This is a genomic window from Paraburkholderia largidicola (assembly GCF_013426895.1).
Classification (GTDB): Bacteria; Pseudomonadota; Gammaproteobacteria; order Burkholderiales; family Burkholderiaceae; genus Paraburkholderia; species Paraburkholderia largidicola.
The window spans coordinates 1,914,763-1,940,034 of the sequence record NZ_AP023176.1; the positions used below are offsets into that span (position 1 = coordinate 1,914,763).

Consider the following 25,272-nt stretch of genomic DNA (forward strand, 5'->3'; position numbering starts at 1 on the left):
CGTTCGTCCTCGTGCTCTGCGAACTCAGTTCGATTCAGGGCTCAACGTCAATTCCGGCGCTTCATGAGCGGACTTGCGCGTCGACCGGTTGGCCAGAATCAGCAAGCCCGCAATCACCGGCATGCACGCCATCACGATCAGCGCGAGTTGCGAGTTGCCCGTCGCCGTGCGCGCCCAGCCGATTGCCGCCGGGCCCCAGAAGCCGCCCGACAATCCAATCGTATTGATGAGCGCAATGCCGCCCGCCGCCGCCGGGCCCTTGATGTATTCGGCAGGCATTGCCCAGAACACCGTGTAGGCCATCCACATCATCGCCGTGGCAGCCGTCAGCAGCGCAAGCGTCGCGAACAGATGCCCTTGCGTGAAAATCGATGCGACCAGCAGCAGCGCGCCGATCAAGGCAGGCAGCGCGCAGTGATAACGCCGCTCGCCCGTGCGGTCCGAGCTGCGCCCCGCGACGTACATGCCGATCCCCGCCGCGACATACGGAATCGCGACATACCAGCCAAGACGCAGCGTGTCGCTCACGCCCTGTTCCTTGATCAGCGTCGGCAGCCAGAAGCTGATCGCGTAGATCGGGAAGATGATCGAGAAGTACGCGAACGCCAGCAGATAGACACGCGGATCGCGCGCCACGGCCTTGAACGAATGGTTGTGCGCGTGTGCCGCGCCCGTTTCGCTTTCGAGCAGCTGCTTTTCGTCGGCATTCAGCCAGCGTGCGTCGGCGGGACGGTTCGACAGCACGAACAGCGTCACCACACCAAGCACGATGCACGGCAAGCCCTCGACGAGAAACATCCATTGCCAGCCTGCCAGCCCGTGCACACCCGAGAGCGCCGAAATCAGCCACGCCGACAACGGCCCGCCGACGATCCCGCCCAGCGGCCCGGCGAGAAACACGATCGCAATGGCGCGCGCCATGCGCGTCGGTCCGTACCAGCACGACAGGTAATAGATCATGCCCGGCGCGAAGCCCGCTTCGAAAATGCCGAGCAGAAAGCGCATGCCGTAGAACATCGGCACGTTGCGCACGAACAGCATGCACGCCGACGTGATGCCCCACAGCACGAGAATGCGGCTGAACGTCTTGCGCGCGCCGATTTTCGGCAGCAGCAGATTGCTCGGCAATTCGAACAGCACGTAGCCGAGAAAGAAGATGCCCGCCCCGACGCCATACGCCGCATCGGAGAAACCGAGATCGCTCTGCATCTGGAACTTGGCGAAGCCGACGTTCACGCGATCCAGATACGCAAACATGTAGCAAGCCAGAAGAAACGGCAGCAACCGCCAGTTGAGCCGGTTGTAGAGGGCGCGCGCCGCGTCGCTCTCCTTCAGGGTCTGTATCGCTGTCATGTTCGTCTCCGGTATCTCGGGTTTGAATCCCGTGCTTGCGTTCCAGCATGGTGTCGGGGTAAAAATGCGCGAGCAAGAGCAACTAAGTTCACACTTCGTTGCTTGCAAGGCAACGACTGCCAAACCAACAGCTCTGGAGATGTCGGACATGCGCGAAATCAACCAGCAACGGCTGCGCTACTTTCACGAGGTGCTGTCGCACGGCACCATCCGCGGCGCGGCGGACAGCCTGAACACGTCGCCTTCCGTGATTACGCGCCAGATCAGGCTGCTCGAAGAGGAACTCGATACGACGCTGTTCGAGCGCGAGGCGCGCGGCGTCAAACCGACCGAGGCAGCCACGCATCTGCTCGAATTCTGGCGCGGCTACCGCTCGCAGCAGGAAAAGCTCGAAGACCAGCTGCATTTGCTGAAAGGGCTGCAGCAAGGCCAGGTGCAACTGGCCGTCAGCGAGGGCTATGTCGATCCGCTGATCGAGGAGGTGATCGCGCCGTTCTGCGCGAAGTATCCGAAGCTGGATATCGGCGTCGAAATTCTTGCTGTCGACGATCTGCTCAACCAGGTCGCCGAGAGCCGCGCGCATATCGGGCTTGCGTACAATCCGCCGCCGCATCCGCGCATCGAGTACCGCGCGAGTTCGGCGCAACCCGTCGTGCTGCTGGTGAGGCGCGATCATCCGCTCGCGTTACGCGGTATGCCCGCCAGCGTGAAGGACCTGCTCGAATGGCCGCTCGCGCTGATGCCGGCCACGTTCGGCATCGGCCATGCCGCGAAAATGCTGGAGTTCGCCGAGAACATCAAAATCCGCGCGACGCTCACCAGCAATTCGCTGACGGCACTCAAGCGCTTCGTCGCGCATGGCGACGGCGTGACGCTGATCGGCGAGTTCGCTGCGTATCGCGAACTGGTGGCGGAAGAACTCGCCATCGTACCGATCGATCACCCGTTGTTTCAGGGCGCGAAAGCACGCCTGCTCGTGAAGTCGGGGCGGCCTCTCGCGGCTGCCGCCAATGAACTGCTCGAATGGATCTTGCGCAGGATGTCGATGTTCGCGCGCGGCGATGCGTCGCTGGAAACTTGACGGCGTTCAGCCGGAACGTTGCGGCCCCAACCTTTCACGCACTGCGTCGATGTAATGCCGTCGTATCACCGTTGTCGGCCATTCGTCATATTTGAAACGTTATTGCAGAACGCATACCTCTTTGTCGATAAGAGAACGTGTTCGTCTCTCGCATAACAACTGTCAATGACGTTTCTCAATACCCTCAAGATCGGTCCGCGTCTCGGCGCGGGCTTTGCAATCGTTCTGCTTCTGCTTTGCGCCGTCGGCGGCGTTAGCCTGCTTCAATCGTCGCGCATCTACGACGGCACGTATCGGATCGGCAATGACTGGCTCCCCAGTGTCGAAACGCTCGGCACGCTGCGCAGCCATGCGGACGACGTGCGCCGCCTGTCGCTGCGTGAACTGCTCAGCACGGACGCGAACCAGATGCGCGCGACGCGCGCCCAGCATGCGAATGCTGTGAATGCTTTCGCGCAGTCGCTCGACGCTTATTCGAAACTGATCTCGTCGCCCGAAGAACAGCAGCTCGACGACAACATCAAAACTTCGTGGGCCAGCTATCTCGAAGTCGACGAAAAGATCGAAAAGCTGATCGACGCCGGAGAATCGAGCGCAACAGAAGCGCGGCAACTCGCGGCGGGCGACGCATCGGCACGCTTCACGACCACGCTCGATCTGATCGACCGCGACATCAAGCTGAACCATGAAGGCTCGGTCGAAGAAGTCGCGAAGGCGGAAGCCGCGTTCCACAGCGCGCGCATGTGGACTGTCGTGCTGTCGGCACTCGCACTGCTCGCGGGCGCGTTCATCGCCGTCGTCACCACGCGCTCGATCGTCGGGCCGCTGCGCCGTTCCGTCGGTGTGGCCGAAACCGTCGCGCGCGGCGATCTGACTGCGGCGATTCACGTCGACGGCTCGGACGAACTCAGCCAGTTGCTCGGCGCGCTACGCCACATGAACGAACGACTGCAGGACACGGTGAGCCGCGTGCGTTCGAGCAGCGAAAGCATCGCCACGGGCTCGTCGCAAATCGCCGCGGGCAACACCGATCTGAGCCAGCGCACGGAAGAACAGGCCGCATCGCTCGAAGAAACGGCCGCGAGCATGGAAGAGCTGACGGCGACCGTCAAGCAGAACGCGGAGAACGCGACGCAAGGCAACGCGCTGGCAGCGCGTGCGTCGGAAACGGCGGCGCGCGGCGGCGAGGTCGTGAGCCGCGTGGTCGATACGATGCGCGGCATCTCGACCAGTTCGCAGCAGGTCGCGCAGATCATCTCGGTGATCGAGGGGATCGCGTTCCAGACCAACATCCTCGCGCTGAACGCAGCCGTCGAAGCGGCGCGTGCGGGCGAACAGGGACGCGGCTTCGCGGTCGTCGCGGGCGAAGTGCGTACGCTCGCGCAACGCAGCGCGGCGGCGGCGAAGGAGATCAAGGATCTGATCGGCGAATCGGTGAGCCGCGTGAACAGCGGCACCGCGCTCGTCGACGAAGCGGGCCGCACGATGGGCGAGATCGTCCAGTCGGTGCGCCAGGTGTCCGATCTGATGGGCGAGATCAGCGCGGCGTCCGGCGAGCAGCATCGCGGCATCGAGCAGGTCAACGTCGCGATCTCGCAGATGGACGAGGTGACGCAGCAGAACGCAGCGCTCGTCGAGCAGGCTTCGGCGGCAACGCAGTCGATGGCGTCGCAGGCTGCGACGTTGCGTGAACTGGTATCGGTGTTCAGGCTGCCGGGCGGGCAACAGGCGAACGCGATGAGCGCTGCGTCCGCTCCTCCGAAGGCGGTTGCGCGCGCCGCCGTGGCCGAGCCAAGGAAAACCGCGAACGCGGCTTCTGCAAAACCGCTCGCCGCTCAGATGCCGGGCGCCGGGAAAGCAGCCGCTAGCCGTGCTGAAGTCGATTGGGAGACGTTCTGAATCGCCGCGCATCTGGATTGCTTCACGTGATGCGCCCTTCGATCTTCACTTGTGCGTGACGGGTAACAGCTTCATCGCAGCGGGCCGCTCTTGCGCCGCATGTGGCGTCACGCTTGCCGCCACATGCGCCTGAACATTCTTCGGGGCGGTGCTCGCGCGGCTCGCCAGCATCGCGCACACGCGGCTCGCGCCGATTGAACCCGCAACCGCGAACACCACCGGAAACAGCATGTCGTGCCCGAGGTGCGTGAACTCGGCGACGAGCACGATGGCCGTGATCGGCATGTTCATCGACGAAGCGAGAAACGCGGCCGCGCCGACAATGGCGAACGCGCCGACGGGCACGCTCGCGCCGATCAGATTCCACGCGCCGCCGAGCACGACGGCAAGCAATGCGCCCACCGTCAGCCCCGGCGTCAGCAGACCGCCATGCGCGCCGACGCGCAAGCTGCTCGCACTCACGGCAATCTTCAACGCAAGCAGCGCAGCCGCGAGCCCAATGCTCAACTGACCGTCGAAGCCAAGCTGCGCCGTGCCCTTGCCGTTGCCGAGCAATTGCGGAAAGTGCATAGCGAGCACACCGATCGCGGCGAAGTTGATTACGTTGAGCGGGATGATCAGCCAGCCTGCGCCCGGCGCGGCATGGCGCGCACGATCCATGAAGCGCGAGAACGCATAGGCCGCGATGCCGAACAGCGGCCCCGCCGCCACCGACCACGCAACCAGACTGCCGCTCAGCGCGAATGACGGAATCGCGTATTGCGATTCGTCGCCGAGACCCAGCCACGCGACGACGGCGGCGATCACCGAGGTCACGAGCGCAATCGCGACCGTGGTGGCATCGAAGGTGACGAGCAGCACTTCGAGCACGAACACCGCGCCGCCGAGCGGCACGTTGTACACGGCGGCGAGGCCGGCGCCCGCGCCGCAGGCGATCATCACGCGCGTTTCGTTCGCTGACAGACCGCCGACGCGCGCGAGCCAAGCCGCCACCAGCGAACCGACTTCACGCGGCGCGACCTCGCGGCCCAACGGCGAGCCGAGCGCGACGGTCACGATCTGCAGCAGCGCATGCGCGAGCGTGCTGAGCATCGGCATGCGCGCGTCGGGCGACTTCACTGCCTGCCTGATGCTCACGAGCGGCGTGCCGAAACGGCGCACGGCCCACCAGCCGAACCCGGCGACCAGGCCGCACATCGTCATGACGATCACGCGCCGTTCCGGCGACGCGCCACCGACGCCTTGCAGAAAGCTTTCACCGCCGACGAGCGCATCGAGGCTGTAGCCGTACGCGATGTGCTGGACGGCGTGCAGCAGCAGCGCGAGCAGCATGCCGCCGAGGCCCGCGCCCACGCCCGTCAGCACTGTGACGACGGCCAGGCGGACCAGTGATTTGCGGTCGAGGGTGATGGGAGACGGCATGACGGCGTGGCTCGATGGGACGGGGAAGCCCCTACTCTAGGGTTTTCCCGTAGATTCATCAAACGACTTTATTTACTTAATTGATGATTCGCACGACTGTGTGAGAAAAGCATCGTGCGAATCTGGTGTGCCGCTGGTCGGCAATCGAAACCCGTGCGCCTCTCGTTGCCCTTCACAACTATTCGGATCACTAATCATTCAGCACACTCCCCCTCATAACGAATAAAAACGAAAGCAATAGCAATGCAAATGTATGTAATAGCCTGGTAAGGAATATTTCTCGATGACGAAATATGCGGATGCTTCAATGCCGTTGCTTCACCTCCATCTTGAAGTGAGCTTGCAATTCCACCTAAAAAAACCCAGCAACTCCACGCACAACGGAGCGCTGAACGGCAATCTGGAGCCCCCGAGAAAATGCTTTACAGGACAATACTACCCAGCGCGATCGCTGTTGCGTCGCTGTTGACCATCGCCGCGTGCGGCAGCAACTCGCACAACAACACGACGACGTCGACCCCGCCCGCCGTTTCCGCGCAAGATGCCCTCGCGACTGCGACGCCCATCAAGCACCTCGTGGTGATCTTCGGCGAGAACGTCTCCTTCGACCACTACTTCGCTACCTATCCGAGCGCGAAGAACGTAGCGGGCGAGCCGACGTTCACCGCGGCGACCGGCACGCAAACGGATATCGCCACGCTCGCGGCCGCTGGGCTGACGGGCGCCGCTAACCCGAACGCGCAGGCCACCTCGCCGAACATCGTCGCTGCGACGGTCAACGGCCAGACGACCACGCCGCCGACGCTGGGCGCCGCGCTGACCACGACCACCGCGCAACCGTTCCGCCTCGACCGTTCCCAGGCGAACACGAAGAGCCAGAACCACAGCTATGGGCCTGAACAGCTCGCCGATGACAACCTGAAGATGGACGCGTTCCCGCTCTTCACGTCGGCCAGCTCGATCATCGCGGGCAGCACGGGCCAGTTCGGCTCGTCGGCGCAGGTGCTCGGCTACTTCGACGGCAACACGGTCACCGCGTACTGGAACCTCGCACAGAACTTCGCGATGAACGACAACGCGTGGACCGACACGTTTGGTCCGTCGACGCCGGGTGCCATCGAAGTGATCTCGGGCCAGAATCAGGGCGTGACGGTCACGCCCAATCCGAAGAACCCGACTGTCACGACGAGCAGCAATGCGATTCCTGACGGACAGGGAAGCTTCACGATGATCGGCGACCTGGATCCGACCACCGACACCTGCACGGCGGCCGCGCAAACCACCACGTCCGGCCCGACGGGCATGATGGGCGGCAAGAACATCGGCGATCTGCTGAATGCTTCGAACATCACGTGGGGCGGCTTCATGGGCGGCTTCAACCTGCAGACCGTCAACGCGAACGGTACGACGGGCTGCCTGCGCTCGACGTGGTCGGACGTGCTCGGCAGCGCGCCGACTGACTATGTCCAGCATCACGCCTGGTTCCAGTACTACGCATCGACGGCCAATCCGACGCACCAGCGTCCGACCTCGACCGCGATGATCGGCTTCACCGAGCCGACGCTCGACAATACGGCCACGCCGGTTCACCACCAGTACGACACCGACGACTTCTTCGCGTCCGTACAGGCGGGCAACTTCCCGTCGGTCAGCTTCCTGAAGGCGCCCGCGATCAGCGACGGCCATCCGGGCAATTCGGACCCGCTCGACGAGCAGGCATTCGTCGTGAAGGTCACGAACTTCCTGCAGCAGCAACCCGACTGGAAGAACACGCTCGTCGTGATCGCCTATGACGACTCCGATGGCTGGTACGACCACGTGACGCCGGCAATCACGAGCTCGTCGTTCGATACCACGCTCGTCACGCACGTCGGCACGGCAACCTTCACGGGCGCCGACCAGTTGTCGGGCCAGGGCCAGTGCACGTCGGCGAGCGCGACGCAGCCGCTCGGCATCAACGGTGGTGCGGTCAACGGCCGTTGCGGCCCGGGTACACGGACGCCGTTCCTCGTGATCTCGCCGTGGGCAAAGCAGAACTTCGTTGACCACACGCAGATCACGCAGGCGTCGGTCGTCAAGTTCATCGAAGACAACTGGCTCGGCGGCAAGCGGCTCGGCGCGGGTTCGTTCGACGCAACGGCCGGCGATATCCGCGGCATGTTGAATCTGACTGGCGCGGGCAACAACGCGACCGTCTTCCTCGACCCGGTTGTTGGCACGAAGCTCGCAGCTGCGCCGGCGACCAACTAACCCGACGCGCGTCCCGCTTGTTTCACGCCTCGCCGGCTCGCGCCGGCGCAACGGGCAGCGGGACGCCAGATAACTCGAAGTGGGTCGAGCCAGCGCGGCAACGTGCTGGCTCGACGTCTTTTGCGGATTATTTTTGCCATCATCGCCATGAGCTCTCCAAACCCTGCATTGCCGCCCTCACTGCCTGCCGGCGATCCCTCGCAACCCGCGAGCGCCAAACGACAGTTTCTGCGCGTACTCGGCTGGGCCGTTGCCGTCGTTGCGGCCGGCTGCGCCGCCTTCATCGCCTATGCGGCAATCTATCCGGAGCGCATGCCTCTTGCGATCGGCACCATCGTCGAAGACATCACCGGCGCGAATCCGCAGCCGGTCGCGTTGCACGTACCGCCGAGCCAGCCGCTGAGCGCGGTTGCCCTGCTCGGCAAACAGATTTTCAATGACCCGTCGCTGTCGGCGTCGGGCAAGCAGTCGTGCGCGTCGTGCCACAGCCCCGAACATGCGTACGGGCCGCCGAACGATCTGTCCGTACAACTCGGCGGGCCGCATATGACGGACGCGGGCTACCGGCCGCCGCCGTCGCTTGCGTACCTCTACCGCCAGGCGCCGTTCTCGATTGGCCCCGATCAAAACGACATGGACGCCGCGCCCGTCACGCTCGATCAACTGGCCACGGCAGCGAGCGGCACGCAACGCGCGGTGAAAACGGCGGGCGTTGCGCCCGCGGCACCCGCACTCGTTCCGCAGGGCGGCCTGTTCTGGGACGGCCGCGCAAGCACGTTGCAGGATCAGGCGATCGGCCCGATGCTCAATCCCGTCGAAATGGCCAACAAGAACACCGGCGACGTCGTGCACAAGCTGCTGAACGCGAAGTATCTCGACCAGTTCAAGGAGCTGTTCGGCGACCGGATCATGAGCCAGCCCGACCTGCTCTTCGACGAAGCGATGTTCGCAGTGGGACGCTACGAGTTCGAAGACCCGTCCTTTCATCGCTTCACGAGCAAGTACGACTACTGGCTCCAGGGCAAGGCACGTCTGACCCAGGCGGAGATGCGCGGCTTGCGCCTGTTCAACGATCCCGACAAGGCGAACTGCGCCGGATGCCATCTGAGCAAGCCGACAGCCGATCATCTGCCGCCGCTCTTCACCGACACGCAATACGAGGCGCTCGGCGTGCCGCGCAATCGCGATCTGCCTGTCAACAAGGACCGGAATTTCTACGACATGGGCGTATGCGGTCCCTTCCGCGACGACGCAGCGACGCTCACGCAATACTGTGGAATGTTCCTGACGCCGACCTTGCGCAATGTCGCCACGCGACACGCCTTTTTCCACAACGGCGTCTACCACGACCTGAAGCAGGTGATGGACTTCTATAACCTGCGCAATACGAGCCCCGAAAAGATCTATCCGCTCGATGCCGCCGGCAAGCCGCAGAAGTACGACGATCTTCCCGCGAAGTACCACGCGAATATCGACGTGGCCGACGCACCGTTCGACCGCAAGCTGGGCGAAAAGCCTGCGATGTCCGACGATGACATCAAGGACATCATCGCGTTCATGAACACGCTGACTGACGGATACAAGCCGTAACCCGCATCGCTCGCGAGGGCGACGTCGCGTGCATCTGCAAGCTTCATGGCAGCCATGAAGCTTGCGGGTGCACGCGACACAAACAGAACGCTACTTCAGGAAGATGTACCGCGCGAAATACGGCGAACTACCCGCCTGATGCTCACGTGCACAAGGCGCGGAAGGCGGCGTGCCGCCTGCTGTGTCGAGCCGCTGCACGAACCGCACGCCGGACAGACTGCCTTCGGCGGTACTGTGCGTTTCGAGCAGCAGTTGCGGGATGCTGTTCGCATTCGCACTCGGCGCCTGGGCAATCACTTTACCGACGATCCGGCTGCCATCGGCCGCCTCCCAGGATGGACCCGCTCCATGCTGGATCGACACTTGACCCGCGTCGTCATACAGCGTGGCGTTGGGCCGCTGGAACACCCAGCCGAGACGATGCGCACTGTCGAACTCGCAGGCATACATCTGCACACCTGTTGCCGTCGTAACGGCGAACGGCTGGGCGCCCGTAGGCACCAGCGAAGGTGGGGTTACGTCGGCGGCATTCGCGGCGAAGGGCAACATCAGCACGGCGCAAGCTAGCGCCGCCCGGTATGCGATCTGTCGTTGCACGCCGGGGCGCATTGCGCGAATGACGTCGAGGGAGGACGTGCGGGAGGGAAACATGATGACGATCCGGTAAGGAGGGTATATCGGTGGCGTTTTTGTGCTTTTCCTTACCAGAACAGCTGACGATACAAGCTTATTCCATCGAAATTGCGCCTCGGTGTACGCGCGACGGAGCGACCCGGCGCGAGCGATTTCACACGTCGCGCGGCAACACAAGCTCCGCCTCGAGCCCACCCGCCGCGCGATTGCGCAACGTCAACGTCCCGCCATGCGTCGCCGCGATGCTTTGCGCAATCGTCAACCCAAGCCCAGTGCCGCCACTCGCACCCGTTCCCTCCGCACGCGCCGCATTCCCGCGAAAATACGGCTCGAACACGCGCGCCAGCATCGTTTCATCCGGAATACCCGGGCCGTTGTCACGGATCGCGATGCGCACCGCGCGTCCGTCATCGACAACATGAATCGCTGCCTCGCCGCCATACCGGATCGCGTTGTCGAGCAGATTCTGCAAACAGCGCTTCAGATTGCGCGGATAACCCGCAACCGGTCGCGCCGCCTGCCCTTCCACCGCGACCGGATGCCCGGCCTCACGCGCATCTTCGACCAGCCCTTCGAGCATCGAATCGACATCGATTTCATGCCGCGCTTCCGTCACTTCGATGCCTTGCACGGCATCGAGCGTCGCGCGCACCATCGCCTCCATGTCGTCGAGATCGCCGCGCAGCCGATCGCGCCATTGTTCGTCGGGCAACATCTCCACGCGCAGACGTAGCCTGGTCAACGGCGAGCGCAGATCGTGCGACACGGCGGTCAAGAACCGTGCGCGTCCAGCAAAGCTTTCCGTCAGTTGACGCTGCATCGAGTTGAACGACATCGCCGCGCTGCACACTTCGAGCGGCCCGCTGACGGGCAGCGGCGGCCGGTAGATGTTGCGGCCGAGCGCATCGGCGGCTTTGGCAAGATCGCGCAGCGGCTGAACCGCAAAACGCACGGCAACGAACGCCAGCACGCAGATCGCCACGAAACGAAGCAGATAGATCCTGACGAGATAGTCGAACACCAGCGAGCCCGGCTCGCTCAGCATGCCCGCCTGCCCTTCATTGGCCTGCACGTCGAGCCACTTGCCATCGGGCAGTTTCATCTGCACGTGGAAATCGCCCGTCGGCATGCGCGAATCGAACAGACTGAGAATGCCCTTGTGCTTGTGCTCTTCGTCGCGCAGTTCGGCATCGATCAGGCGCACGTCGATCGGCTCGCCAAGTCGCCGCCGAATCACGCCCGCGATCAGATCGCCGACCGTGCGCTTCGCAAGCGATGTCTGTTGCACGGGCTGCGGCGTATCGGTCCATTGCAGACGGTAACGCGCATCCGACAACTGCGACACGATCGCGTCGCGCGCCGCTGCATCGGGCGCGTGCTGCAGCAGCCGGACCGTATCCGCGAGACGGCTCGCGAACAGGCGCGCGGGAATTTCGAGCGTGCGGTTGTCGTGTGTGTCGAACCAGATCGTGCTAGTGAGCAATTGCCCGGCGAACATACCGACGGCGAGAATCATCACGAGCCGCCCAAACAGCGAATCGGGCCACGGACGCAGTTTCATCGCGCGGCCGCTCATGCTTCGAACGTGACGTCGGCGACCAGCATGTAGCCCTCGTTGCGCACCGTGCGAATCAGCGCGGCGCTGCGCGCGGCGTCTTTCAGATGATGTCGCAGGCGGCTGATGCACACGTCGATCGAACGGTCGAGCGGCGTGTGCTCCTTGTCGAACACATGGTCGAGCAGGAAATCGCGCGACAGCGGCCGGTTCGGATGATCGAGCAGCGTGCGCAGCGTCCGGTAGTCGGAGCCGCCGAGCGACACGACCACGCCTTCGGGCGACAGCATCTGCTTCATCCGCGTATCGAGCTTCCAGCCCGCGAAGCTGACGAACGCGGCGGCATCGGCGGGAAGCGCACCCGGCATGCTGCGCGCGCGGCGCAACACCGACTTGATCTTCGCGACCAGCTCGCGCGGATCGAATGGCTTGGGCAGGTAGTCGTCGGCGCCCATTTCGAGGCCGAGTATGCGGTCGAGCAAGCCACCGCGCGCGCTCAGGATCACGATCGGCATGCCCTGTTCGCGGCGCAGCTCGCGTGTGAGTTCGAGTCCGTCCTCGCCGTCGAGCATCAGGTCGAGCACGACCAGATCGATCTGCGACGCCTTGATGATCTGCTTCATCTGCGCGCCGCTGGTGGCCGTCGTCGCCTGATAGCCCATGCTGCGCAGATAGTCGCCGAGCAGCTGGCGAATGTTCGGGTCGTCGTCGACGACAAGTATGTGGTCCATCAAAAGCTCTTCTTTTCTTCCACTCAGCCGCATTGTCCGTATTGCCACGGGAAAAAAACGGCTCAACACATTCCATTACAAAAGTGCGCCGTTTCAACACATCGCCATTACATCCCGCCGATAAAGTGGCGCCCGTAAATGCAAATAATTCTCATCCAGCAACTATATCATGTCGATTTCCGTGCTTTCCTCGGCCTGCGGGCGGGCCGTTTCGACGGCGGCGCGCGCTGCCTTCCCGGTGGTCTCCTCCGTCGCGTTCGCTGTAGCCGCCGGCTTCATGCTGACCGCCAGCGCACCCGCGCTCGCCGCTCAACCCGCAAGCGCCCCAACGCCCGCAGCTGTTAGCGCGCCGGCCACCCTCACCGATCTCGCCGGCCGCACGATCCGCGTGCCCGCCGCCGAACCGCAGCGCATCCTGCTCGGTGAAAGCCGCCTGCTGTCGGCCGTCGCGCTGCTCGAAGGCCAGAAGCCGCTCGCGCGCATCGTCGGCTGGCAAGGCGATCTGCCGCTGATGGACCCGCAGACCTTCAACACGTACGCGCAAAAATTTCCCGACATCAAAACGATCCCGCTGATCGGCAAAGCGACGGAAGACAGCATCAGCGATGAAAAGGCCCTGAGCCTCAAACCCGATCTGGCGATCTTCAGCATCGCGGGCCACGGCCCGAGCCGCTACAGCGCGCTCGTGAAGCAACTGGAAGCAACGGGCACGACGGTCGTGTTCGTCGACTTCCGCCTGCATCCGATGCAGAACACGCTGCCGAGCATCAAGCTGCTCGGCGCGGTATTGCATCGCGATCAGCAGGCCAATGCGTACATCCAGTTCTATCAGCAGCATCTGGCGCGCGTGCAGAGCGTCGTCAACCGCGTGCCCGAAGCGCAGCGTCCGAAGGTATTCGTCGATCTGCTCGCGGGCGTCTGGGATGCCGGCTGCTGTCACACGGCGGGCAACGGCAACTTCGGCGAGTTCGTGCAGGCAGCGGGCGGACGCAATATCGCGCAAGGTCTGGTGCCGGGCGTGCTCGGCGACATCAGCATGGAACAGGTGATCGCCGCGCAACCCGACGTCTACATCGCGACGGGCAGCCGCACGAAACCGGGCCTCGCGTCGTTGCGTGTCGGCCCGATGACGAGCGAGCACGATGCGCGCGCGAGCCTCGCGCAACTGGTCGCGCGTCCCGGCTTCGATACGATCAAGGCGATCCACGACGGCAACGCGCACGGCATCTCGCACAACTATTACGACTCGCCGTACAACATTCTCGCAATCGAAGCGTTCGCGAAGTGGTTCTACCCGACGCAGTTCAAGGACCTCGACGTCCACGCGACGCAAGCCGAACTGTACAAGCGCTTCCTCGCCGTGCCGCCGCAAGGCGCCGAGTGGGTCGACGCGCCGCTCGCGCAGTCCACGGCTGACGCTTCGCATTAACAGGCGCAGCGATGTCCGATTCCGTTTCCCTGACCCGTTCCGCGCGCGCGCAGCAAGGCGCCGCGGACGCCAGCCTGCAGCCGTATCTGCGCATCACGCGCCTGCGTGTGCTGTGGCTGTGCGTCGTCGCATTGCTGATCGTCGGCTCGCTGCTGCTCGATCTGCGCTCGGGCCCGTCCGGCTTGCCCGTTTCGACGCTGCTGCGCGCGGTGTTTCATCATGCATCCGCCGATGCCGCGACGAATGTCATCGTCTGGCAGATCCGCATGCCGTACGCGGTGATGGCGCTGCTGGTGGGCGCGTCGCTCGGCCTGTCGGGCGCGGAAATGCAGACCATCCTCAACAATCCGCTCGCGAGTCCTTACACGCTCGGCGTGTCGGCGGCGGCGGCGTTCGGTGCGTCGCTTGCAATCGTGCTCGATATCACGCTGCCCGGCATCGCGCAAAGCTGGGTCGTGTCGGCCAACGCATTCCTGTTCGCGTTCATGTCGGCGTTGATGCTCGACGGCGTCGCGCGCTGGCGCGGCATGTCGACATCCGGCGTCGTGCTGCTCGGCATCGCGCTCGTATTCGCGTTCCATGCGCTCGTCTCGCTGATGCAGTTCATCGCTTCCGCCGACGCACTGCAAGGCCTCGTGTTCTGGACGCTCGGATCGCTCGCGCGCGCCGACTGGCCGAAGATCGCGGTGCTCGCCGTCGCGCTCGCAGTCGCGTTGCCGCTCTCGATGCGCAACGCGTGGACGCTCACCGCGCTGCGACTCGGCGAAGATCGCGCCGCCAGCTTCGGCATCGACGTGCGACGCCTGCGACTCGGCACGCTGCTGCGCGTGTCGGTGCTGTCAGCGCTTGCGGTGTCGTTCGTCGGCACGATCGGGTTTGTCGGGCTGATTGCGCCGCATATCGCGCGGACGGTATTCGGCGAGGACCACCGCTTCTATCTGCCCGGCAGCATGCTGATCGGCGCGTTGATGCTGTCGCTTGCGTCGATTGCATCGAAGATCATCGTGCCGGGCGTGCTGATTCCCGTCGGCATCGTGACAGCGCTGGTCGGCATTCCCCTCTTTCTGGGGATCGTCGTGCGCTCGCAAGGAGCCACGCAATGAACGGCCTGTCGATTCACGGTCTCAGCGTGCAATACGGCAAGCGCGCGGTGCTCAAATCGCTCGATGCCGGCCCGCTGCCGCGCGGCCAGATCACCGCGCTGCTCGGTCCGAACGGCAGCGGCAAGTCGACGCTGCTGCGCGCGCTGGCGGGCCTCACGCGCGCGCATGCCGGTCAACTGACGCTCGACGGCACGCCGCTCGAACTGTCCGCAGCGAGCGCCCGTTCACATAGCGTTGTCTACTTGCCGCAGTCATTGCCCGCAGGCGTCAAGCTGCAAGTGCTCGAGTCCGTGCTCGTCGCGTGTTGCGCGACGCGCGGCGCATTCCGCGCTCACGGCGCCCGTACCGACGACCTCGCGAATGCGCGGGCCGTGCTCGAACGCCTCGGCATCGATGCACTCGCATCGCGCTCGCTCGACGAGTTATCGGGCGGACAACGACAACTCGTCGGTATCGCCCAGGCACTGGTGCGCGAACCGCAAGTGCTATTGCTCGACGAGCCGTTGTCCGCGCTCGACCTGAACTACCAGTTCCATGTGATGCGCGTGCTGCGCGACATCACGCGGGAACGCGGCATCGTCACCGTCGTGGTTCTGCACGACATCAACACGGCCATGCGCGCCTGCCATCAGGCGATGCTGCTTCACGCAGGCCGCATCGCAGGCTTCGGACCCTGCGCCGATGTCGTCACGCAAGCGAGCCTTGCAGAAGTATTCGGAGTCACCGCGCGAATCGAATCGTGTTCGCGCGGCCAGCATCAAGTCCTGATCGACGGTCTGTCGGTTCAGGACGGCATCGCCAGCCGCTAGACATTCGTCGAGCGTCCCAGCCAGCCACCTCGCCACGCCGCATCCGTTTCAACGCACGACGCCCGCCATCCGGTGGGCGCCGCGCTGCTGCGTGGATCGTCAAATCGTTCAAATCAAACAAAAAGGGGAAAAAATGAAAAAGACATTCGTCATGGCTGCCCTCGCGGCGAGCTACGCGTGCCATGCGCAGGCACAAAACACGGTCACGCTGTATGGCGTGATCGACGCGGGTCTGTCGTACACGAACAACCAGAAAGGCAGCAGCGCGTGGCAAGCGGGCAGCGGCGACGTGACGGGCAGCCACTGGGGCATGCTGGCTCGCGAAGACCTGGGCGGCGGCACCAAGGCGATCTTTCAGCTCGAAAACGGCTTCAGCGTGATGAACGGCACGCTGCGCCAGGGTGGGCGTCTGTTCGGTTACCAGGCTTATACGGGGCTGTCGAATGACAGGTTCGGCACGTTGACGCTTGGACGTCAGTACGATTCCGTGGTCGACTACCTCGCGCCGCTCAGCTTCACGGGTCATCATCCCGGCGGCAACAATCTCTCCGCGCACCCTTACGACAACGACAATCTGAACAACTCGTTCCGCGTGAACAACTCGGTGAAGTTCGCGAGCAACAGCTATGCGGGCGTGAAGTTCGGCGCGTTGTACGGTTTCTCGAACGAAGCGGGCGGATTCGACGACAACCGGCTATACAGCTTCGGTACCTCGTATGAGGCAGGCCCGTTGCGTCTCGGCGCAGGCTACTTCCAGGCGGACAACGGCGGCAGCAGCAACACGAACGGCGCATTGACGTTGACCGACCGCACGTTTATCGCAGCGCGTCAGCGCACGTATGGCGCGGGCGGAACCTACTCGATCGGCGCGGCGACGTTCGGTGCGGTCTGGACGCGCACGCAACTCGGCGGACTCGCGACGATCAACGGTGCGAACAGCCTCGGCCTCGCTGCGAATGGCGAGGGTATGAGCTTCAGCAATTACGAACTCAATGCAAGCTACTCGCTCACGCCGACCATCGCGCTGAACGGCGAATACACGTACACGTCGGGCTCGATGTCGAATGCGACGGGCCAGCATCATCCGAAGTGGCATGAAGTCTCGGTGCAAACCGATTACTTCCTGTCCAAGCGAACCGACCTTTACGTGCAGGCGAGCTATCAGCATATCTCCGCTGACGGCTCCGGTCTCACTGCCGATATCAGCGGACAAAGCGCTTCATCGAACGATCAACAGATTGTCGTTGCTGTCGGGATGCGGCACCGGTTCTAAAACGGTCAAAGCCGCCGCGTTCATATGAACCGGCGGCTTGATGCAGCAATCAGAACTTGTGCCGGATGCCGACCCGCACGGTGCTTTGCCGGTCGCTGGTGGACGGCGTGAGATTGTTGATGGCCGCAACGGCCGCCGTGCCCGTCGAGTCCGTGCCCGACGCTTTCTGATAGACGCCGATCAGATACACGTCGGTGCGCTTCGACAGAAAATAATCCGCGCCGATCGCGCCTTGATAGTAGCGCGCGCCAGGGTTCGTTCCCGTCGACGAATCGACGCTGCCGCCGTGCGTATAGTCGAATGCCGCCCCGAGCAGGAAGGCAGGCGTCAGCTGATACTTGAAGTTCACTTCCGCGTTATTGAACGTCGCGTTGCCATGATAGCCGCGCGGATTCGGACCGGACTCCACCGTATCGCCGAGATTCCTGAACTGCGTATTCGAATACGTTGCACCGAACGTCGCCGCGCCGAACGTGTAAGCCGCGCCCGCCGCGATCACCTGATACGTACGCGCCGACGCATAGCCGCTATACACCGGTGACGAAATGAAGTTCGTGCTCGCCGTGGCTGCCGTGCTCGCGCCGTTGTCCCCGAAGAAACCGACATTCGGATTGCGCGCATTCAGATAGCCGACGCCCAGAGAAAGCGGACCGTTCGCATAGCCGGCGCCGAGCGACCACACCTGATTGCGCGACGCCTCGCCCGCTACGCCACCCACGCTGTACACGCCGCCGAACGTGAGGCCCGCATAGTTGGCGCTCGTGTACTTGATCGCATTGTTCACGCGATACGCGTTGTTGATATTGTCGAGATCGCCCGGATGCGCGGCGATATAGCCGCCCCACTGATCGCCTGCTTCAAAGGGGCCGACATAATCGACGACGGAATCGTACTGGCGGCCGAGCAGCACTGAGCCATACGCGTTCGACAGCCCGACATACGCCTGTCGTCCGAACATCAGCCCTTGCGTGCTGCCGCGATTCTTCTGGCCAAGCGATCCGCTATTCAGATCGAAGCCGTTTTCGAGCACGAAGAGCGCAGCGAGACCGCCGCCGAGATCTTCCTTGCCGCGCAACCCCCAGCGGCTCGCCTGCATCACGCCGCTCGACACGTTGTACAGATTGTGGCCTCCCGAATTCGAGGTCCAGTTGAAACCATCGTCGACGATGCCGTACATCGTCACCGAACTCTGCGCGTGCGCCGCGCCAGCGAACGCACACTCGACCAACGTCAATGCGGCCAATGCGGCTGCGGATTTGATTCTCATAGATTCGTCATCCCGTTCATCCCGACTGCTTCGATTGAATGACGCAGCGAATGATGACTGCGCCGCGGCTCTTACGAGGACCGCAATCTAAGTTCGCCGTTATGCGCGGTCAAATCAGTCAAATAGAGCAGGCGCGATAAGCGCGCTTTATTTAAACCTGCACGCAAGCAAACGCAGTCACACGCGACATGAATGCCATTTATGTCGCGCATTTTTGGCCTGAATTTGACGGTCTTTCTGCACGCTCCTATCGTTCGCTCATGTCTGTCTGATTCGCCAGGTCGCCTTGCCCGTCCCAGGATCGGGAAGCGGAAACTTCAACGTCTTGCTCAGCCCAATGCCATGAATCCTCACGCGACAGCCACGCTTTCTCCTTCCTCTCCCGTACGCAAGACAAGCAGCGTCCGCCGCGCGGTGACGACGGCCGTGCTCGGCCAGATACTCGAGTGGTACGACTTCTTTCTCTATGGAACGGCAGCCGCGCTCGTATTCGGCAAACTGTTCTTTCCCGTCGGCAGCGATCCGTTGACGGGCACGATCGCGGCATTCGGCGGATTCACCGTGGGTTTTATTGCACGGCCTGTGGGCGGCGTGCTGTGCGGCCATATCGGTGACCGCTACGGACGCAAGACGGTGATGATGCTCACGTTATTGACGATGGGCGTTGCGACGATGTGCATGGGGCTTCTGCCGACGTATCAGCAGATCGGCATCGCGGCGCCTATCGGTCTTGTCCTGCTGCGCATTCTTCAGGGGCTCGCAGCGGGCGGCGAATGGAGCGGCAGCATTCTGCTGATTCACGAAAGCGCGCCGCCATCGAGGCGCGGTGCACTTGCCGCCTGGAGCCCGAGCGGCGCGGCATTTGGCTTCGTGCTGTCGACGGCTGCGTTCCTGCTTGCGCAAACGCTGTCGCCCGACGACTTCCTCAGCTGGGGCTGGCGCGTGCCGTTCCTGTGCAGCGTGGTGCTCGTCGTGCTCGGACTCTGGATGCGCCGCTCCGTCGAAGAAAGCGCCGACTTCGCCGCAGTCAAGTCCACGCACCGCGAAAGCCGCATGCCGATCGTCGAAGTATTGCGCCGTTGCCCGCGTCAGGTGCTCACTGTGTTCGGCCTGCGCTTCGGCGAAGGCGGCGCGTCGTATATCTTCTTCGCGTTCTCGATTGCGTATGGCCAGTTTCTCGGCCTGAAGTCGACATGGATACTCGGCGGACTCACGCTGTCGATGCTGCTGATGCTCCCCGTGTCGCTTCTGATGGGACATCTCACCGACAAGGTCGGCCGCAAGCCCGTCTATCTTGTCGGTGCCATTGCGATGGTGCTGGTCGCGTATCCGTATTTCACGCTGCTCGCCTCGGGCGTGCTGTGGAAAGTAATTGCCGCGCTGATCCTCGCCAATAGCATCACGCTCGGTATTCTGGAAGGCGCGCAGCCCGCGTTCATCAGCGAACTGCTGCCCGTTCATCTGCGCTTCTCGGGCCTCGGCATTGGACGCGAAATTTCGTCGGTACTCGGCGGCGGCCTTTCACCGATGATCGCCACCGCGTTGCTCGCTCACTATCGCAGCGCCACGCCCGTCGCGATCTATCTCGTCGCACTCGCGCTCGTCACGGTGATCGCGACCTGCATCGCCCCCGAAACCTTCCCACGCGCCGCACGGCTGCAGGCAAAGCAGAGCGCCGAGCCCGTCACGGCCTGATCGACTGCTCCATTCCACTCAACACGTATCCATCATGCAAAGCCTTCACAGCATTTCGACGGTTGCCCGCGAGCCGCGCTTCATCGACCAGGGCGAGTCGTATCCCGAGTATGCCGGTCCCATTTCGCTCGATGTTCTGATCGAGGAAATCGAACGGCGTCGCGACGAGTTCGATCAGGTGTCGCATGTGCCGCGCGACATGATCGCGAAGATGAAACGCGCGGGCATCTACCGCGCCAGCACGCCCCGCCGTTTCGGCGGTGACGCACTGCCGCCGCCGCAGTTTCTCGCGATCCTCGAACGCATTGCCATCGCGGATGGCTCGACTGCGTGGGTTGCCGCGTTCGGATCGGCGAATACGTACCTCGCGGCGCTGCCCATTGAAACGCAACAGCGGATCTACGCGAAGGGACCGGATCAGGTTTTCGCGGGCGGTCTCTACCCGCTGCAACCCGCGATCAAAGTGCCGGACGGCTACAAGGTCAGCGGCCAGTGGCGCTTCGCGAGCGGCTGTAAAGGCGCGGACTGGATCGGCGTCGGTATTGGCGGCACGCCCGCGAGTTCGGGCGATGCGGGCGCGGGCAAACCATTCACCGCCGTATTTCCCGCGAGCGAGGTGGAGATCGTCGACAACTGGAACGTGGTCGGCATGCAGGGCACGGGCAGTCACGATCTGCGCCTGCGCGACAAGTTCGTCGATGCGCAATGGACCTTCGTGCGCGGCGGTCACGCGCTGATCGACGAACCGTTGTACCGCTACCCCGCTGTCGCCTATCAGGCGCAGGTGCATGCGGCCGTGAACGTCGGTTTGGCGCGCGCCGCGCTCGATCTCCTGAGCGACATGTCCGGCGCGACCAAAACGACGACGGGCGCGCCGCGTCTCGCAGACCGCGGCTACTACCGCTCCGGCCTCGCGAAAGCGGAAGCGCAGTGGCGCAGCGCGCGTGCGTTCTTCTACGAGTCCGCGCAAGCCGCGTGGGACACGATTCTCGCGGGCGACCCCGTCACGCCGGAGCAGGCGAATCTGATGCGCCTGAGCGCGACACATGCGGCCCACGTATGTGCCGAAGTCGTGATGCAGGCGTATCAGATGGCGGGCATTGCCGCGATTTATCGCGAGAGCCGTTTGCAGCGTCTGGTGCGCGACTCGATCGTCGTGACGCAGCACGCGTTTCTCGGCGAGGGCACGTATGACGCGTCGGGCGCGCTGTTCGTCGGCATTCCGCCCGTCACGCCGTATCCCTGATGCAACGCGCGATCGAACCCGAGGAGCAAGCGATGACGAACGAAGACATGAAGCGGCGCTTTCGCGACGCGATGGCGTGCCTGCCCGCTGCCGTCAATGTCATTACGACCGACGGCCCGAGCGGCCGCTGCGGCATCACCGCGAGCGCGGTCTGCTCGGTGACCGACGAACCGCCGACGATGCTCGTCTGTATCAACCAGGCCAGCTATGTGCACGACGTGCTGCGTGAAAACCGCAGCGTCTGCATCAACGTGCTTGCCGGCGAGTATCAGGATCTCGCGCGCGACTTCGCGGGCATGACGTCGTGCCCGATGGACGAGCGCTTCGCGCGTCATCCGTGGAAGCTGGGCCATTCGGACGTACCCGTGCTTTCGCATGCGATTGCGAACCTCGAAGGCACGATCGTCGAACTGAAGAGCGTCGGATCGCACTCGGTCATGTTCGTGCGGATCGACGCTATCTCGGTACGCTCGGATGGCGACGGTCTGATCTATTTCGCGCGGCAGTTTCATCGCCTAGTGCGGCCCGTCGCGACCACAGCGTCCGTTGCCACTCAATGCGCGAGGTAAGCGTGCAAGTCTGCTTCTTTCTGATTGGCGAAAGTACTACTCAAGCGCGCAGTGTGCTCGATCGATCGGAGATCTCGCGCTTGCAGTCTGTCGCACATGACGCCGCGGGCTTGCGTCGCTTCGTGCTGCATCTTCCTGCCGGGCACGACGAGCGCGTGGCTTCGGCGCCGTTCTGTGTCACACAATGGTATTTCGACGATCTCGAACGGCTCGAAGCGGCGCTGCAGCCTGGCGGCGCAATACAAGCCGCCGCTGACAGCATCGCTGCAACTGTGGACGAGTGCACGCTGCTCCAGCAGGCAATGGCCGTGCGCAAGTTCCCGACACCGCATGCAAGCGATACACACGACGAGCGTTGCACCTATCTCGTCAGCTATGAAGGTGAAGCGCACGACTTCAACGCGTGGCTCACGCATTACCTGACCCATCATCCGCCATTGATGACACAACTGCCTGGCATTCGCGAACTGGAGATCTATACGCGCATCGACTATCGCTCGGCTTTGAAGCACACGCGCGCAACGGCCATGCAACGCAACAAGGTGGTATTCGACGACGTCGCTTCACTCGATGCCGCGCTGGCCTCGCCCGTGCGTGCCCGTATGAAAGCGGACTTCGATTCGTTTCCGCCGTATAGCGGAGCGACGCCGCATTACCCGATGCACAGCATTTACGGTAATCTGACGCGCGAGTGAAAGCGCCGAACGCGGGCATGCGGGTTCGGTCCAACAGCGAGGCGCGTCCGACTGCAAACCAGTCGCGCGCCGCCACGGCCGGGTTCCGAACGACATGACAAAGACGCCCCAAGGCATCACGGACTTGAATCTATTGCGCGTGTTTCTGGCCATTTCCGATCTGCGCAGCCTCACGGCGGCGGGCGAACGTCTTGGGCTCACGCAACCCGCCGTCAGTCACGCATTGCGCCGCTTGCGCACGCTCTTCGACGATCCCCTGTTCGTTCGCACGCCGACGGGCATGGTGCCCACCGACGCCGCCGTCCGCCTGCACGCGCCGCTCGCACAGGCGTTCGGCATCATCAACGTCGCGGTTCAGCAACTGGCGAAGTTCGATCCCGCAACCGCGCATCGCGTGTTCCGCGTGTCGATGTCGGACATGTCAGAGTTCTATTTTCTGCCGCCGCTGCTTGCGATGATCGACAGCACGGCGCCCGGCATACGTATCGAGGTCGTCAACTTCTCCGTGGATGCCGTGAGCACGGCAATGCGCAGCGGTGAGATCGATCTCGCGCTCGGTTATGTGCCGGGACTCGACGCCGCCTGCATCAGCACGACACTGTTCGTCGACGAGCATGTGTGCGTGGTGCGCGCGGGGCATCCGCTGCGCAAACGCAATCCGACCAAGGACGACCTTGCCGCCCTGCGTTACGTGTATGCGAGTACGAATGCAACTGGTCACCGGATGGTCGAGCAATGGCTCGAAGAATTGAATCTGCGCCGCGATATCGTGCTGCGGCTGCCGCATTTCGTGGTTGCGCCGGAGATCGTCCAGAACACCGATCTCGCCGTCATCTTCCCGAAGAGCATTGCGCAGCGGTTCAACCGGAACAAGGCGTTCCGGATCCTGCCGTTGCCCTTTTCATTGCCACCAATTGAAATTCAGGTACACACGCATATGCAGTTTTCCGCCGACCCCGGCATTGCATGGCTGCGTGACGCGATCTGCCGCATGTTCTCGACTCAGGTATCGAGATAGTCCTTCACGAGTTCGTGAATCTCAGCGAGTCTGTCTATCGCCACATTCGGGTCGAGTTCGCTATTCGCTTTCGCCAGCGCCATGACATCCGTGAGCGCTTCGTCCTGCTCCTCGGCCATCATGCATAAACGAAATGGTGTGTACATACCGAGGCTCTCTGGCTCATTCATGATTGTCCCCCTGCGCTGTGATGCCGCGATGCACGCTACTCATGTTCGGCTCGCGAAATAACCTGATCGGAATCGAGCACGCAATCGGCGAGCTCCATCAGATTGCTCGCGAACGTGGACGGCTTCCATTGCTCGACAGTCAGCCGTGCTCGCGCGGACAGGCGTTCGCGCAGCCCATCGTCCAATGCCAGCGCACGCATGCGCGCCGCAAGCATGTCCGCGTTGCCCGGATCGATGACATAGCCATTCTTGCCGTTCACGACGAGCTCACGCGCGACGCCGCACGTATGCGTGACGATCGCCGTGCGCGACGCCGCGAATGCCTCGTTGATGCAGAGTCCCCATTGATCGAACTCGCTGGCGAGCACGACGAAATCGGCAAGGCCGTATATTGCAGGCATTTCGCCATTGGGCAGTGCATCGAGAAAGCGCACGCTGCTTTCAAGATCGAGTTGTGACACGAGGGCTCTCAGCATGGGTTCATCCTGTCCCTGGCCAATCAGCACCAGTTCGATGGCATGATCGGCGAGACGGGCACGCGCAAACGCATCGATCACCACGTTCACGTTCTTGCGCGCCACGAAGCGGCTGACGCAGAGCACATAGCGCTGCGGCAAGCCGCGTACCCGGCGCACCTCTTCGGCAGCGGCATGCGCCGCCGATGCGCGGCGCGAGAACTGGTCGACGTCGATCACATCGAAACCGATGCGGGAGCGCCAGCGCGGAATGCCGAGAGACTCAGCGTAGTCGCGATGCCTTTCTCCCGCGACCAGCGCGGCATCGAACCGCCGCACCAGCCACCGCTTCAGCCATTCCTTGACGCTGCTGCGCGGACCGTCGTCGGCCTTCGAGTCCGACATGTAGATCAGACCAAACGGCCTCGTGAACCTTCTGACGAAACAGAGCCACAACGAATACGGCGTGTCATAGCCCAACGTGACGACGACATCAGGCTCGATTCGACGGATGATCGCCGTGAGACGCGTGAAGACATTCAGCCAGCGTCCACCCGCATCGCTGACATCGTTCTCCAGGGTGGTGACGCGCTCGTGACGTTGCTCGAAAAAAGACGCGCGCCGCGTTTGCGGGAACGAGTAGAAACCCGACCGCCCGAATACTTCGATCAGAGAGACTTCATCGCCACGTCTCGTCGCAAGCCGCATCAGCGCTTCATAGCGCGGCACGTGGTAGTCACCGAGGTGACCGATAACGAACAGCATCCGCATGACGTCCTCAAAACACCACTATTGGCAGAAACGCACGACGCGCGAACCCGTCGGGATGCCGTTATTGAATTGTTCTTCCTTCCTCAGACCACTGACGAACGCTGCGTCAGCCGTCACTTACTCTATTACGGGTACAAGGTTGCGTTTGTATGAATTGCCACTGACAACTGCAATCTGTCTATTAAAGGCTGTTCGTCGCGTTGCAATCCGTGTTCGAACCGGGAGAACTACGCTCTATTAAAGAACGGCTCACAAATA

Annotated in this window: 21 protein-coding genes; 13 read left to right on the forward strand and 8 right to left on the reverse strand. The window is 63.0% G+C overall.

Features of this window, described 5'->3' with window-relative positions; genetic code table 11:
• Positions 1 to 24 precede the first annotated feature (24 nt).
• On the reverse strand, positions 25 to 1,353 hold the full coding sequence (locus PPGU16_RS37325; protein WP_180725830.1) for an MFS transporter: 1,329 nt from the start codon (positions 1,351 to 1,353) through the stop codon (positions 25 to 27).
• A gap of 148 nt (positions 1,354 to 1,501) precedes the next feature.
• On the opposite strand from PPGU16_RS37325, the gene PPGU16_RS37330 reads away from it, so the two are divergent.
• Positions 1,502 to 2,434 (forward strand): LysR family transcriptional regulator, encoded by a 933-nt coding sequence (locus tag PPGU16_RS37330; protein ID WP_180725831.1) that lies wholly within the window; start codon positions 1,502 to 1,504, stop codon positions 2,432 to 2,434.
• A gap of 165 nt (positions 2,435 to 2,599) precedes the next feature.
• Positions 2,600 to 4,333, forward strand: coding sequence for a methyl-accepting chemotaxis protein (locus PPGU16_RS37335; RefSeq protein WP_180725832.1), 1,734 nt, complete (start codon positions 2,600 to 2,602; stop codon positions 4,331 to 4,333).
• A 45-nt stretch (positions 4,334 to 4,378) separates the two neighbouring features.
• Here PPGU16_RS37335 and PPGU16_RS37340 read toward each other — a convergent pair whose 3' ends face one another.
• Entirely contained in the window at positions 4,379 to 5,755 is a 1,377-nt protein-coding gene (locus PPGU16_RS37340; RefSeq protein WP_180725833.1) for a chloride channel protein, read from the reverse strand.
• A gap of 417 nt (positions 5,756 to 6,172) precedes the next feature.
• Here PPGU16_RS37340 and PPGU16_RS37345 point away from each other — a divergent pair, with 417 nt between their 5' ends.
• Entirely contained in the window at positions 6,173 to 8,005 is a 1,833-nt protein-coding gene (locus tag PPGU16_RS37345) for a phospholipase C (RefSeq protein WP_180725834.1), read from the forward strand.
• 147 nt (positions 8,006 to 8,152) lie between these two features.
• Complete coding sequence (locus PPGU16_RS37350) at positions 8,153 to 9,595, forward strand: cytochrome-c peroxidase (protein ID WP_180725835.1); 1,443 nt, start codon at positions 8,153 to 8,155, stop codon at positions 9,593 to 9,595.
• A gap of 90 nt (positions 9,596 to 9,685) precedes the next feature.
• On the opposite strand, the gene PPGU16_RS37355 is transcribed toward PPGU16_RS37350, so the two are convergent.
• The 3 genes from PPGU16_RS37355 to PPGU16_RS37365 all read right to left on the reverse strand — a co-directional run bounded on the left by PPGU16_RS37355 (position 9,686) and on the right by PPGU16_RS37365 (position 12,514).
• Positions 9,686 to 10,246, reverse strand: a complete 561-nt coding sequence (locus PPGU16_RS37355; protein WP_180725836.1) for a DUF3455 domain-containing protein — start codon at positions 10,244 to 10,246, stop codon at positions 9,686 to 9,688.
• A 136-nt stretch (positions 10,247 to 10,382) separates the two neighbouring features.
• Positions 10,383 to 11,789, reverse strand: a complete 1,407-nt coding sequence (locus PPGU16_RS37360; RefSeq protein WP_180725837.1) for an ATP-binding protein — start codon at positions 11,787 to 11,789, stop codon at positions 10,383 to 10,385.
• A gap of 11 nt (positions 11,790 to 11,800) precedes the next feature.
• Entirely contained in the window at positions 11,801 to 12,514 is a 714-nt protein-coding gene (locus tag PPGU16_RS37365; RefSeq protein ID WP_180725838.1) for a response regulator, read from the reverse strand.
• Positions 12,515 to 12,683: 169 nt separating this feature from the next.
• On the opposite strand from PPGU16_RS37365, the gene PPGU16_RS37370 reads away from it, so the two are divergent.
• From PPGU16_RS37370 to PPGU16_RS37385, 4 genes are all read left to right on the forward strand, one after another.
• On the forward strand, positions 12,684 to 13,943 hold the full coding sequence (locus PPGU16_RS37370; RefSeq protein WP_274599995.1) for an ABC transporter substrate-binding protein: 1,260 nt from the start codon (positions 12,684 to 12,686) through the stop codon (positions 13,941 to 13,943).
• An 11-nt stretch (positions 13,944 to 13,954) separates the two neighbouring features.
• Positions 13,955 to 15,046, forward strand: a complete 1,092-nt coding sequence (locus PPGU16_RS37375) for a FecCD family ABC transporter permease (RefSeq protein ID WP_180725839.1) — start codon at positions 13,955 to 13,957, stop codon at positions 15,044 to 15,046.
• The gene (locus PPGU16_RS37380) at positions 15,043 to 15,855 is read left to right on the forward strand and encodes an ABC transporter ATP-binding protein (RefSeq protein ID WP_180725840.1); all 813 of its coding nucleotides are present in this window, start codon (positions 15,043 to 15,045) and stop codon (positions 15,853 to 15,855) included. Before PPGU16_RS37375 ends, PPGU16_RS37380 begins: the two co-directional genes overlap by 4 nt.
• Before the next feature lie 133 nt (positions 15,856 to 15,988).
• Positions 15,989 to 17,128 carry a porin gene (locus PPGU16_RS37385; RefSeq protein WP_180725841.1) on the forward strand — a complete coding sequence of 380 codons (1,140 nt, stop codon included), beginning with the start codon at positions 15,989 to 15,991 and terminating at the stop codon, positions 17,126 to 17,128.
• A gap of 49 nt (positions 17,129 to 17,177) precedes the next feature.
• On the opposite strand, the gene PPGU16_RS37390 is transcribed toward PPGU16_RS37385, so the two are convergent.
• On the reverse strand, positions 17,178 to 18,395 hold the full coding sequence (locus PPGU16_RS37390; protein WP_180725842.1) for a porin: 1,218 nt from the start codon (positions 18,393 to 18,395) through the stop codon (positions 17,178 to 17,180).
• 342 nt (positions 18,396 to 18,737) lie between these two features.
• On the opposite strand from PPGU16_RS37390, the gene PPGU16_RS37395 reads away from it, so the two are divergent.
• The 5 genes from PPGU16_RS37395 to PPGU16_RS37415 all read left to right on the forward strand — a co-directional run bounded on the left by PPGU16_RS37395 (position 18,738) and on the right by PPGU16_RS37415 (position 23,618).
• On the forward strand, positions 18,738 to 20,090 hold the full coding sequence (locus PPGU16_RS37395; RefSeq protein ID WP_180725843.1) for an MFS transporter: 1,353 nt from the start codon (positions 18,738 to 18,740) through the stop codon (positions 20,088 to 20,090).
• Between the two features lie 34 nt (positions 20,091 to 20,124).
• Complete coding sequence (locus PPGU16_RS37400) at positions 20,125 to 21,336, forward strand: acyl-CoA dehydrogenase family protein (protein WP_180725844.1); 1,212 nt, start codon at positions 20,125 to 20,127, stop codon at positions 21,334 to 21,336.
• Positions 21,337 to 21,368: 32 nt separating this feature from the next.
• Positions 21,369 to 21,905, forward strand: a complete 537-nt coding sequence (gene hpaC / locus PPGU16_RS37405; protein WP_180725845.1) for a 4-hydroxyphenylacetate 3-monooxygenase, reductase component — start codon at positions 21,369 to 21,371, stop codon at positions 21,903 to 21,905.
• 2 nt (positions 21,906 to 21,907) lie between these two features.
• Positions 21,908 to 22,600, forward strand: coding sequence for an EthD family reductase (locus PPGU16_RS37410; RefSeq protein WP_434064438.1), 693 nt, complete (start codon positions 21,908 to 21,910; stop codon positions 22,598 to 22,600).
• 94 nt (positions 22,601 to 22,694) lie between these two features.
• Positions 22,695 to 23,618, forward strand: coding sequence for a LysR family transcriptional regulator (locus PPGU16_RS37415; protein ID WP_180725847.1), 924 nt, complete (start codon positions 22,695 to 22,697; stop codon positions 23,616 to 23,618).
• On the opposite strand, the gene PPGU16_RS37420 is transcribed toward PPGU16_RS37415, so the two are convergent.
• Both PPGU16_RS37420 and PPGU16_RS37425 read right to left on the reverse strand, forming a co-directional pair.
• On the reverse strand, positions 23,603 to 23,788 hold the full coding sequence (locus PPGU16_RS37420; protein ID WP_180725848.1) for a hypothetical protein: 186 nt from the start codon (positions 23,786 to 23,788) through the stop codon (positions 23,603 to 23,605). The genes PPGU16_RS37415 and PPGU16_RS37420 overlap by 16 nt on opposite strands.
• Positions 23,789 to 23,823: 35 nt before the next feature.
• The gene (locus PPGU16_RS37425; protein ID WP_243460687.1) at positions 23,824 to 25,008 is read right to left on the reverse strand and encodes a glycosyltransferase family 4 protein; all 1,185 of its coding nucleotides are present in this window, start codon (positions 25,006 to 25,008) and stop codon (positions 23,824 to 23,826) included.
• Between the last annotated feature and the right edge of the window lie 264 nt (positions 25,009 to 25,272).